General features: G+C 57.6%; 10 protein-coding genes. 3 read left to right on the plus strand and 7 right to left on the minus strand.

Annotated elements, in window-relative coordinates; genetic code table 11:
- The 4 genes from livG to livK form a co-directional block, all read right to left on the minus strand.
- Entirely contained in the window at positions 1–768 is a 768-nt protein-coding gene (livG, locus tag CWM57_RS18840; RefSeq protein ID WP_008806972.1) for a high-affinity branched-chain amino acid ABC transporter ATP-binding protein LivG, read from the minus strand.
- Entirely contained in the window at positions 765–2,042 is a 1,278-nt protein-coding gene (gene livM / locus CWM57_RS18845; RefSeq protein WP_100676302.1) for a branched chain amino acid ABC transporter permease LivM, read from the minus strand. Before livM ends, livG begins: the two co-directional genes overlap by 4 nt.
- Positions 2,039–2,965 carry a high-affinity branched-chain amino acid ABC transporter permease LivH gene (gene livH, locus CWM57_RS18850; protein ID WP_002920807.1) on the minus strand — a complete coding sequence of 309 codons (927 nt, stop codon included), beginning with the start codon at positions 2,963–2,965 and terminating at the stop codon, positions 2,039–2,041. The genes livM and livH overlap by 4 nt, the downstream gene beginning before the upstream one ends.
- Positions 2,966–3,026: 61 nt before the next feature.
- Positions 3,027–4,136: a high-affinity branched-chain amino acid ABC transporter substrate-binding protein LivK gene (gene livK / locus CWM57_RS18855; RefSeq protein ID WP_002920808.1), complete on the minus strand. Its 1,110-nt coding sequence runs from the start codon at positions 4,134–4,136 to the stop codon at positions 3,027–3,029.
- Positions 4,137–4,559: 423 nt separating this feature from the next.
- Here livK and panM point away from each other — a divergent pair, with 423 nt between their 5' ends.
- The 3 genes from panM to CWM57_RS18880 all read left to right on the plus strand — a co-directional run bounded on the left by panM (position 4,560) and on the right by CWM57_RS18880 (position 7,844).
- The gene (gene panM / locus CWM57_RS18870) at positions 4,560–4,943 is read left to right on the plus strand and encodes an aspartate 1-decarboxylase autocleavage activator PanM (RefSeq protein WP_064180469.1); all 384 of its coding nucleotides are present in this window, start codon (positions 4,560–4,562) and stop codon (positions 4,941–4,943) included.
- A gap of 312 nt (positions 4,944–5,255) precedes the next feature.
- Positions 5,256–5,798: a LemA family protein gene (locus tag CWM57_RS18875; RefSeq protein ID WP_074387036.1), complete on the plus strand. Its 543-nt coding sequence runs from the start codon at positions 5,256–5,258 to the stop codon at positions 5,796–5,798.
- A 3-nt stretch (positions 5,799–5,801) separates the two neighbouring features.
- A complete protein-coding gene (locus CWM57_RS18880; protein WP_100676303.1) occupies positions 5,802–7,844 on the plus strand; it encodes a DUF2207 domain-containing protein in 2,043 nt (680 codons plus the stop codon).
- A gap of 186 nt (positions 7,845–8,030) precedes the next feature.
- Here CWM57_RS18880 and livJ read toward each other — a convergent pair whose 3' ends face one another.
- From livJ to CWM57_RS18895, 3 genes are all read right to left on the minus strand, one after another.
- Positions 8,031–9,134 carry a branched chain amino acid ABC transporter substrate-binding protein LivJ gene (livJ, locus tag CWM57_RS18885; protein WP_074387034.1) on the minus strand — a complete coding sequence of 368 codons (1,104 nt, stop codon included), beginning with the start codon at positions 9,132–9,134 and terminating at the stop codon, positions 8,031–8,033.
- 257 nt (positions 9,135–9,391) lie between these two features.
- Positions 9,392–10,636: an aromatic amino acid transport family protein gene (locus tag CWM57_RS18890; protein ID WP_100631023.1), complete on the minus strand. Its 1,245-nt coding sequence runs from the start codon at positions 10,634–10,636 to the stop codon at positions 9,392–9,394.
- A 147-nt stretch (positions 10,637–10,783) separates the two neighbouring features.
- Positions 10,784–12,049: a 4-aminobutyrate--2-oxoglutarate transaminase gene (locus CWM57_RS18895; protein ID WP_074387032.1), complete on the minus strand. Its 1,266-nt coding sequence runs from the start codon at positions 12,047–12,049 to the stop codon at positions 10,784–10,786.
- Positions 12,050–12,093: the final 44 nt, after the last annotated feature.

A 12,093-nucleotide genomic window follows, 5' to 3' on the forward strand; every position in this document is an offset into this window, starting at 1 on the left:
TTATGCCTCACCAAGGTATGCGCGGATCACGTCCGGGTTATTACGAATCTCTTCCGGCGTCCCGTTGGCCAGCGGTGTCCCCTGGTTCACGACGTAGATGCGATCGGAAATGCCCATCACCAGCTTCATATCGTGTTCGATAAGCAGGATGGTGGTGTTGTGATGGTTACGCAGCTCGGCGATAAGCTCGTCCAGCTCTTTGGTCTCTTTCGGGTTCAGCCCCGCCGCCGGTTCATCGAGCATCAGAATTTCCGGCTGGGTCACCATGCAGCGGGCAATTTCCAGCCGGCGCTGGTCGCCGTAGGCCAGGTTGCTGGCCTGACGGTTGGCGTGCTCCAGCAGGCCGATACGCTCCAGCCAGGTGGCGGCCCTGTCCAGCGCTTCGCTCTGCGCCCGACGGAAGGCCGGCGTTTTCAGCAGGCCGGAGAAGAGCCCGGTTTTCAGCTGCTGATGCTGCGCCACCAGCAGGTTTTCAATCACCGTCATTTCGCGGAACAGACGCACGTGCTGGAAGGTCCGCACCACGCCCATCCGCGCAATCTGCTGACCCGGCAGCCCTTCCAGGTGCTGGTCGCGCAGCATAATGGTGCCGCCAGTGGGCTTGTAAAAACCGGTCAGGCAGTTAAAGACGGTGGTCTTCCCGGCGCCGTTGGGGCCGATCAGCGAGACAATCTCGCGCTCTCTGAGCTCCAGCGACACATTGTTGACGGCCAGCAGACCGCCGAAACGCATCATCAGGCCGCTGACGGATAATAATGGCTGACTCATGCCTGCTCTCCTTTCGCCTGACCGTTCTTCAGCTTCAACTGCACGCGCGTCATTGGCAGCAGCCCCTGCGGGCGCCAGATCATCATCAGCACCATCAGGCCGCCGAGCATTAACATGCTGTATTCGTTGAAGTCACGCATCAGCTCGCGCGACACCACCAGCAGAATAGCCGCGAGGATCACCGCGAACTGCGAGCCCATCCCGCCCAGCACCACGATCGCCAGCACGAAGGCCGACTCGGCGAAGGTGAAGGATTCCGGGCTGACGAAGCCCTGGCGCGCAGCGAACAGCGTCCCGGCGAAGCCAGCAAACGCGGCGCTGATGGTAAAGGCGGTCAGCTTGATGCGCGTCGGGCTCAGGCCCAGCGAACGACAGGCGATCTCATCTTCACGCAGCGCTTCCCACGCCCGCCCCAGCGGCATTCGCAGCAGGCGGTTGATGACGAACAGGCTGAGCACGACCAGCAGCAGCGCCACCAGGTAGAGGAAAATCACCCGGTCGGAGGGATCGTATTTGACGCCGAAGAAATTGCTGAAGGTATCCCAGCCGCCTTCGCGGGCGGTACGGCTAAATTCAAGGCCGAAGAAAGTCGGTTTCGGGATCTGGCTGATGCCGTTCGGCCCGCCAGTGATCTCGGTATTGTTGAGCAGCAGAATACGCACAATTTCACCGAAGCCTAAGGTCACAATCGCCAGGTAGTCGCCGCGCAGACGCAGCACCGGGAAGCCCAGCAGGAAGCCGGCCGCCGCGGAGACCAGGCCAGCCAGCGGCAGACAGGTCCAGAAGCCGAGACCGTAATAGTGGTTCAGCAGCGCGAAGGTATACGCGCCGATGGCGTAGAACCCACCGTAGCCCAGCACCAGCAAGCCGGAAAGGCCGACCACCACGTTCAGCCCGAGGCCGAGGATGATATAGATCATCGTCAGCGTGGCGATATCCACCGTGCCGCGCGACACCATAAACGGCCATGCCACGGCAATCACCAGCAGGGCTATCAGGAACAGCTTCTGCTTCACCGTCGAGCCGTCAATCGCCGGCATAATAAACTTCGGCCCGGAGACGTTCTTAACCGCTTTCTGGAACAGCGGCCGCAGCAACTGGAAGAAAAAGACCACCGCGGTGCCAACAAAGATCCACTGCCAGCGAATATCGGCGGCGGTATCGACCACCAGTTTGGTGCCGTCCAGCTCCAGCTGCACGCCCATAAAGACGCCCGCCAGAATGAAGAACATCACGGCAGACAGCAGCGCCATTGCAATTTGCATCGGTTTCATACTTTTTCTACCTCCGGGCGGCCCAGAATGCCGGTCGGCATCACTAACAGCACCAGAATCAGCAGCGCGAAGGAAACGACGTCCTTATATTCGGTGCTGAGATAGGCAGAAGAGAGCGCCTCGGCAATACCCAGGATCAGGCCGCCGATCATCGCGCCAGGGATACTGCCGATACCGCCAAGCACGGCGGCGGTGAAGGCCTTCATCCCGGCCATAAAGCCGATGTAGGGGTTAATCACGCCGTAGAACTGACCGAGCAGCACGCCCGCCACCGCCGCCATCGCTGCGCCAATGACAAAAGTCAGGGCAATGACGCGGTCGGTGTTAATGCCGAGCAGGCTCGCCATTTTCAGGTCTTCGGCGCAGGCGCGGCAGGCGCGCCCCATCCGCGAGTAGCGAATAAACAGCGTCAGGGCCAGCATGGCGATAAAGGTCACCACCCAGATCACCAGTTGCATGGTGGTGATCGTCGCGGAGAAACTGTCGCTGTGGCCGACGACCCACTGGCCGTTAAACAGGCTCGGCAGCGCCACGTCGCGCGACCCCTGAGTCAGGCTGACATAGTTCTGCAGGAAGATAGACATCCCGATAGCGGAGATCAGCGCAATCAGACGCTTAGAGTTACGCACCGGCCGATAGGCCACGCGCTCGATACTCCAGCCGTAGGCGCTGGCAATCACAATGGCGCCCACGAATCCGGCGGCGACCAGCAGCCAGCTGGTGTCGATGCCCATCATCATCAGCGCGGCGATGATCATGAAAGAGACATAGCTGCCAATCATGTAGACCTCGCCGTGGGCGAAGTTGATCATGCCGATAATGCCGTACACCATCGTATAGCCGATGGCGATCAGCGCGTAGGTACTGCCCAGCGTGACGCCGTTAAACATCTGCTGCAGAAAATAGAGAAACTGCTCGGACATAAGGTAACCTTTTTCAAACCGCCCGCGGCTCGCGGGCGGAGGGATAACTCGTCTTTAGCGCTTATTTCGCCGCGCTCGAAGAGCCGTCGGCGTGCCACTGGAAGACACCAAACTCAAATCCCTTCAGATCGCCTTTTTCATCCCAGGTCAGCGGCCCAATCACGGTTTTCGCCCCGTGCGCTTTCAAATCTTTGATTAAATCCAGCGGCTGCTGGCTGCCAGTTCTGTCCATCGCCTGCGCCAGCGACTGAACGGCGGCATAGGTGATCCAGACGTACGGCCCGCTCGGATCTTTCTTCTCCGCTTTCAGCGCGTTGACGATGGCGCTGTTGGCAGGATCCTGATCGTAGCGTTTTGGCATCGTCACCAGCATCCCTTCCGCCGCGGCGCCCGCGATATTGGACAGCGAGGCGTTGCCGACCCCTTCCGGCCCCATAAACACGGTTTTCAGCCCAACGGAGCGCGCCTGGCGCAGCATCTGGCCCATTTCCGGGTAGTAGCCGCCGTAGTAGACGAAGTCGATGTTCTCTTTCTTCAGGCGCGCCAGCAGGGCGGAGAAATCTTTTTCCCCCGCGGTGATGCCGTCGAAGAAGACGATGTTGGCCCCGGCTTTTTTCAGGTTGTCCTGCACCGAACGCGCCAGCCCTTCGCCGTACTGCTGCTTGTCATGAATGATGGCGATACGCTGCGGTTTCACTTTCTCGACGATATATTTCGCCGCGGTCGGCCCTTGCGAGGAGTCGAGGCCGGCGGTACGCATGATGTACTGATAGCCGCGCTGGGTCAGCTCCGGGTTGGTCGCTCCCGGGGAGATCATCAGGATGCCTTCATCCTCATAGATGTCGGAAGCCGGCTGAGTGGAAGAGGAGCACAGGTGGCCGATAACGTACTGAATGCCGTCGTTGACGATTTTGTTGGCCACCGCGACCGCTTGCTTCGGATCGCAGGCGTCGTCATATTCGACGGCCACCAGCTTGTCACCCTTAATGCCGCCGCTGGCGTTGATGTCTTTAATCGCCTGACGCGCGCCATTGAACTCCATGTCGCCCCACTGGGCCACCGGACCCGACATCGCGCCGACGACGGCGACCTTAATATCCTTGGCCATCGCCGCGTGCGACATCGCTAATGCGACAATGCCCGCGACGATGGTTTTCGCGTTCCTTTTCATGCTGCAGAACCCCGTTCGTGATGTGGTGTAAATGTTTTGTATTTTTATGGTTAAAAAGCATTCTGTGCTTTTATTAAACAACGCCATTTTTACCATTGAGTTTAATGGTTTAGCGCAGCTTTTCACTAAAAAACAGATTAAAATCTCTATTTTTCAGTCGATTAAGCAAAGATAATATTCTGTATTTTGGTGAAGATAAACAAAAAAAAGTCCATCCTGCAGCATAAAATAACGATACATAAGGCGGAATAAAACGCTGCACATTAGGTTAAAATTCTGCTTATTTTTCGATCCATGACGGATTGCGCTACCCTGACTACATCCGGAAAACGAATCCCCTGATGTACGCGCAAAAAACAGCGCTCCGCCAGACAGCAATTTTGGGTACACTGGCGCCTCTGTTTTGCACTGGATTTGCCGCCCATGAAACTGACCATTATCCGTTTACAGCACTTCACCGATCAGGATCGCATCGACCTGGGGAAAATCTGGCCGTCGCAGGATCTGTCGACGTTAACCCTGGACGAGAATCATCGTCTCTACGCCGCCCGCTTTAACGAGCGCCTGCTGGGCGCTGTGCGCGTCACCCTGCGCGGCGTCGAAGCCGAGCTCAGCGATCTGTGCGTGCGTGAAGTGACCCGCCGCCGCGGCGTCGGGCAATACTTAGTGGAAGAGACGTTGCGAGATAACCCGGCCATCAATAGCTGGCGCGTCGCCGACCACGGGGTGGAAGACCGCGGTGTGATGGCCGCATTTATGCAGGCACTCGGCTTTAGCGCCCAGCAGACCGGTTGGGAAAAGCATTAAGAAAAGCGTTCGTCGGGTAACACAGCGCTTGTTTGTTGCCTCCCGGCAACGGAATAAAGCCCAGCCGCGGGTAAACGGCTGGGCTTGTTTATTTCATACTGCGACGATAATGCCATGGTGCCCCGAACGCGAAGCTGCGGATTGGCCTGTCAGATATTCACCAGGGCAAAGGCCCGCATGATATTTCAGAATTTAACGCGCGAGTGCACGTTTCCCCTGCGCTTCACGTGAGGTAAGATTCGCTGACGCGTAAAATTGCGCAGAAAGTATTCAGCGCAACGCGATCATCAGCAGTCAACATGGAACAAACATATGGAAATGTCTATCGGGCTGGCTATTGTCGCCGTGATCCTTATCTGGGCGATCTTCACTTATAACCGTTTTATCTCTTTACGCCGTTTCAAAGATGAAGCCTGGAGCGGTATTGCCGTCCAGCTCAAGCGCCGTCACGATCTGGCGCCCAACCTGTTCAGTCTGGTCAAACGCTATGCGCAGCACGAAAAAGAGCTGCTGGAAGAGATCGGCCGCCAGCGCAGCGTCCTGATCGGCAATCCCCGACAGGTGGCCGACAGCGAGCAGCAATATGCCGGAACGTTGAGCCGTATATTCGCCCTGGCGGAAGCCTATCCGGAACTCAAAGCCAGCGAAAACTTCCTCTCGCTGCAGCAATCCCTTAGCGAAATAGAAGAACAGCTGCAGATGGCCCGCCGTTACTTCAACGCCACGGTCCGCGAGTTTAATATTCTGGTGGAGTCTTTTCCCAGCCTGCTGCTGGCCCGCCTGTTTAGCTTCAGGGCGGAACTTTTCTTTGAACTGGAGTCCCCTGAAGAAGCCAAATTGCCACGGATGGAGTGACCCATGTCCACCTGGTCCATGCGGATACTGCGCAGTATTGGCCTGTTGCTGCTGTTGAGCATCTCTGGCTTAGCCGTCAGCGACGATAAAGCTATCACCGAGGCGTCGCCACCCCCGGCTAATGCCCGCCGGGTCCCCGCGTATGAACATATTCTCTTTTTCGATTCCCTGGCGCGTTTTCAGCCAAATGGCAGCATGGAGATGCGGGAAAATATCACCGTGCTGGCCCTGGGAAAGGAGATCCGTCGGGGGATTTTCCGCACGTTGCCTCTCAACTGGCACCGTCAGGACGGCAAAATTTTTAGCGTTAATTACGCCATCAAATCGGTCTCGCGCAATGGACTCCCGGAACCCTACAGCCTCGATCGCACGACAAAAACGCTGACCGTGCGCATTGGCAGCGCCGATCGCACCCTGAAGCCAGGTATTTATAACTATGAAATTCGCTATCAGGTTAGCCACCATTTCAGCCGCTTCACCGACTGGGATGAGCTTTACTGGAACGTGACAGGCAACGACTGGAGCTGGCCAATCGGGAAAGCCCGTTTCCAGCTTGCACTGCCTGACGCCGCCGGGCAGTTGAATGCGGATGGCAGAGATGCAAGGTTGCGCACCATTGATGTTTACACCGGTCGTCAGGGGGCGAAAGATCACCATGCGACCATCCTGCCTGATGGCAGCATACAAACGTCGCGCCCCCTTGCCGCCGGCGAAGGGCTGACCGTGGTCTATACCTGGCCCCGCGCCATTCTGACAAATGCCGCCGCCCCCGAAGCGGTTTGGCCGTTGGTTCATTTACTGGTGCCGACGCTGGCCACCAGCGTTATCTGGCTTCCCCTGCTACTGCTTGTTGGCTACTACTGGCTGTGGTGGCGCAAAAACGTCACGGCGACGGGTTTAAAAATGCCGCCGGTGACGCCGCAATTTTCGCTGCCCGCCGCGATGTCGCCAGGCTATCTGCGCTTTATTACGCAACGTAAGTATGACGATGTGGCATTCAGTAGCGATTTGCTGGGGCTGGTAGCCAAACGAGCCATCACATTGACGAGGAAAAAAAGCCAAACCAAAGGCGCATGGTCCTCATCCCCTGTTGATGAGCAGTGGCTTTCCCGCCAGCCAGACGAAAAGCATAATCCGCTGAATCCCATAGAGAAGCAGCTGATGAGCCTGCTTTTCAGCGCTAAACGTAAGAACATCAATCTCAGTACGCCCCATCAAACGTTGATGCAAAACGCGCGCCGGTGGCTGGAAAAATGTTGTGAAGAGCAGAAACCGCAGCTGTGCCGGACATGGGGTAAACCGCTGCGTCATTGTATTTATATTGCTCTGCTGGTTCCGATCGTTTGCGGCATCGGATTTAGCCCGGCGGCAGCGGCGCTCACCGTTCCCAGTCTGCTGTTTGTATCGGTCGGCGGTGTGATGACGTACTTGTGCCTGAAGTTTTTACGCAACCCGATGAAAACATTGCGTAGTTTGGGACCAGTTATGATCCTGATGGCGCTGGTATTTAGCCCTTTCGCCACCGTGGCGGGAGGCGTTTTCCTGCTCGGCATGTTACCCATCACCCAACTTCCTGCCGGGTACCTGGGCGCCTTGTTAACCGCCATCGCGCTGTGTGCGCTCGTCGCCTGGAAAACGCCACGCTATACGCAGAAGGGGTTAAACGATCTGGCCGTCGCCAAAGGGTTGAAACGGTATATTAAAACGGCCGAAGAGAAGCGTTATCAGACACTTTATCCACCTGACCAGATGGTCGCGCACTTTGAAAGCCTGCTGCCGGTCGCTCTGGCGCTCGGCGTAGGAAAGACCCTGGCGAACACTTTTGCCCGATACTTAAGCAGCACCGGCGCGATGTCGGAAGTGTTACAGCAGACGGACTGGCAGGACATGCATCATTTCTACCAGAGCTGTCATTCCGCCGCTAGCGAGAAGCCGGTGCAGCGTTCAGAAGGTGGCTCTTCAGGGTCGGGCTATAGCGGTTCCGGCTCTTCCGGCGGCGGATCGTCAGGCGGCGGTTCCGGTGGTGGCGGCGGCGGTGGCTGGTAAGAGAAGGCCGGATAGCATTTATCCGGCCAATAAAGCTGCGGCGTGAAAGGCCCCCACTCATTTAACCCAGCATTTCGCGTTGCAAAAAGGCGTCAAGACCCGACATCCCCGAGAGCTTACATCAGTAAGTGACCGGGGTTGAGAGCCGCAGACAACGCATTTGCAGCGTGAAAGGCGCCGGTTAAATTATTTGGCGTCGGTCGCCGTACCATTCGCATGCCAGGTAAAGATACCGAATTCAAACCCTTTCAGGTCGCCTTTCTGATCCCACGACAGCGGGCCCATCACAGTGTCCACGGTCGCGCCTTTCAGGTATTTAGCGATTTCCGCCGGATCGTCAGACTGGTTCAGGCCCGCCTGCAGCGACTGCAGCGCCGCGTAGGTGGTCCAGACGAAGGCGCCGCTCGGATCCTGTTTCTTCGCCTTGATCGCATCCACGATCGGTTTGTTCGCCGGCACCTGGTCGTAGTTCTTCGGCTTGGTCACCAGCAGACCTTCCGCCGACTCGCCGGCGATGTTAGACAGGGAGACGTTCGCTACCCCTTCCGGGCCCATAAACTGGGTTTTCAAACCGGCGGCACGGGCCTGACGCAGGATCTGGCCCATTTCCGGGTGATAACCGCCGTAGTAAACGAAATCGATATTCTCTTTCTTCAGGCGCGCCACCAGGGTGGAGAAATCTTTCTCACCGGCGGTGATGCCGTCGAAGAAGACCACGTTCGCCCCGCCTTTTTTCAGGCCATCCTGCACCGCACGGGCCAAACCTTCACCGTACTGCTGTTTGTCATGTACCACAGCGATACGCTGCGGCTTCACTTTGTCGAGAATGTATTTCGCTGCGGTGGGTCCCTGGTCGGAGTCCAGACCGGTGGTGCGCAGGATCAGCTTATAGCCGCGCGCGGTCAGCTCCGGGGCGGTCGCTGCCGGCGTGATCATCAGAATGCCTTCGTCTTCATAGATGTCAGACGCCGGTTGAGTGGAAGAGGAGCACAGGTGGCCGATGACGTATTTGATGCCGTCGTTGACCACTTTGTTGGCGACCGCTACCGCCTGTTTCGGGTCGCAAGCGTCATCATATTTGACGATCTGCAGCTTATTGCCCTTGATGCCGCCCTTGGCGTTGATATCTGCTACCGCCTGCTCGGCGCCGGTAAATTCCTGGTCGCCGTACTGAGCCACCGGGCCGGACATCGCCCCGACGACCGCGATTTTGATATCTTCCGCCAGCGCCGCGCTGCTCATAACTAAGGCAATACATCCTGCCAATAACGCTTTACCCTTCATATTCATCCTGAGGCTCCCCATTATTATGGTTTTTGCATTTGTTGTGATGTTGTTTGTTAGCGCATTATTTTGTTTATATCGATAGGAAAAGCATATGATAGCTAATCCACCGGGGGCTGCTCGCGCTTTTGCAGCACACTATGCTAAACATACCGTCATTCTGAGGAATTTGAAACGACTAAATTGCGGGCTATGTAACAGATAAGTGACAAATAAAAAAACCGCGCCAGCATGAACCGGACGCGGTGCAAAACAGGGCCTGATTACCAGCCAGCGGGCAGGTAGCCTACCGCGGACGCTATCGCATAGACGGCGCTGCAAAGATACAACAACACAATGAAGCATTGGATAAGCGGATGGGTCATCCAGGTCGGACAGGTCCAGCCAGGGGTCAGGTCGCCACGCTGGCGGGCGCCCTTCAGCATCAGGATCGGCATAATCGATAAAATGACGCCGCTGAACACCCCGGCAAAATAGAGCGCGTTGACGAAAGAAACCATGCCGCTATAGGCCAGCACGAACGGCGGGATCGCCACCACCAGCAGCACCATCAAGCGCCGGACGGGTTGCTCATCATTCCCCAGGCGGAACTGATCGAAAATGTTGGTCAGGAAGCTACCGCCCAGCCCCCAGTAAGAGGTCAGCATGGCGCACAGCGCAAACAGGTTGGCTGAGAAGAACGCCCATTCGCCAAGCGCGCGGCCCCAGGAGATGGTGGCCACATCCGAGATATTGTCCAGGCCATTAAGCGAGATCACCGACAGCGGCACCAGCGCCAGCAGGGCAAAGGTCAAAGCCATACCGACCATAATGGCCCTGGGCAATTTTTCCGGTTTGTCGGCGAAGCCCCGCGCCATCTCCGGCACGATATACTGTGCCGAGAAGCAGAATGCCACAACGTTGAAGACCGGAACCATATACAGCCAGTTGCCATCGAGCAGATAGCCGACGCGGGTGGTCTCTTTCAACAGCGTGGCAATCACCAGCACCGAGATCATCACCACCATGCCGATGCTGATAAATTTCTCGCCGCGGCCGATCGCCTTCAGGCCCAGGTAGAGCACCCCTGCCGCCGGGACGAAAAACAACACGCTGCCCAGCGCCGGCGAGATGCCAAACAACGAGTGCAGCAGCTTGCCGCTGCCGGTCATATAAGCCGTCAATGCGCCGACGCTGTTGACGCAAACGGAGAGGAACATCATCAACGCGCCAAAGCCGCCGACGTAGCGCTTCGATAAACCGCTGAGCTGCAGATGTTTCCGGGTGCGGAGCGTGGATTCCGCGACATAGAGCATAGTCACCGTCGTCAGGCTGCCCACCAGCACCAGCCAGAACAGCAGCGGTAAGAAGCCCGCTTTGCTCGACGCATAGGCGATAGAGAGGACACCCGCACCGATATTGGTACCGACAATCATCGATACGCCTTCGACGAAGCTCAGAGATTTTGTAGGGACAGCCGTACGTTCCCGGCCGGTGAGGACGGGAGAAAAGGTGGAGTTTTCAGACATAATACTTTCCGTTTTACTCCGACGGTTTTTACCGCCGGAAAAAAGGTGATATCAGGGTGATAAACCACTCACGCTGAGCATGAACAGCCGGCTGCGGCGTCCTGTTTCTGTTCGGCTTCCGTGCCGCCGCAGCCCGCCGGGGAGACGTTAGCTCTTCAGGATGCGCGCCAGAATATCCAGCGCTTTCGAGAACTGGGCGTCGGGGATAGTCAACGGATACAGGAAGCGGATCACGTTGCCGTAGACGCCACAGCTCAACAGCAGCAGGCCGTTTTCCTGCGCTTTCTGTTGCACCTGGCGGGTGAACTCCGGCGACGGCTCGCCAGTTTGCGGATCGTTAAATTCCACCGCCACCATCGACCCCCGGCCACGGACATCAACGATCGCCGGGCAGGTGGCGCGCGCCTGGTTGAGCACTTCCTGCAGATGGCTACCCAACTGATCAGCGCGCTGACACAGCTGCTCTTCGGCAATGACATCCAGCACCGCGTGTGCCGCGGCCACCGCCAGCGGGTTACCGGCATAGGTTCCGCCCAGCCCGCCAGGCGCTGGCGCATCCATCACCTCAGCGCGACCGACAACGCCCGACAGCGGGAAGCCGCCGGCGAGGCTTTTCGCCATCGTCATCAGATCCGGTTTCACCTCATAGTGCTGCATAGCGAACAGCTTGCCGGTGCGGGCGAAACCGGTCTGCACTTCATCAGCGATCAGCAGAATGCCGTGGGTATCGCACAGGTCGCGCAGCGCCTGCATAAAATCGGCCGGCGCGACGTTAAAGCCGCCTTCCCCCTGGATCGGCTCGAGGATGATGGCCGCTACCTGGTCCGGCGCAATATCCGCTTTGAAAATGCGCTCCAGGCTTTTCAGCGCATCCGCGGTGGTCACGCCGTGCGCCTCATTGGGATAAACGCCGTGATAGACCGATCCCGGGAACGGCCCGAAGCCGATTTTGTAAGGAGCAACCTTACCGGTGAGGGCCATGGTCATAAAAGTACGGCCGTGGAAGCCGCCGCCGAAAGTAATCAGCCCCGGGCGGCCGGTGTAAGCGCGGGCAATTTTCACCGCGTTCTCGACCGCTTCCGCGCCGGTAGTGAAGAAGGCCGTTTTTGCCGGCCCGTCAATTGGCGCCAGATCGTTGATACGCTCCGCCAGCGAAACATAGCTTTCGTACGGCACAATCTGATAGGCGGTGTGGGTGAACGCCTGCAGCTGATCGGCGACTGCGGCGACCACTTTCGGATGGCGGTGACCGGTATTTAACACGGCGATCCCGGCGGCGAAATCGATCACCTCATTGCCTTCGATATCCCACAGCGTGGCGTTTTCCGCCTTCTCGACAAAGTAGTTACACATTACGCCTACGCCGCGCGGCGTCGCCTGCTGGCGACGTTGATTCAGTTCTGAACTTTTCACCTGCGAATCTCCTGTCATGTATGTCACGTTATCGCAACAAATTA

It is taken from the genome of Klebsiella sp. G-Nf4, from assembly GCF_002810615.1.
In the GTDB taxonomy this organism is placed as follows: Bacteria; Pseudomonadota; Gammaproteobacteria; order Enterobacterales; family Enterobacteriaceae; genus Klebsiella; species Klebsiella variicola.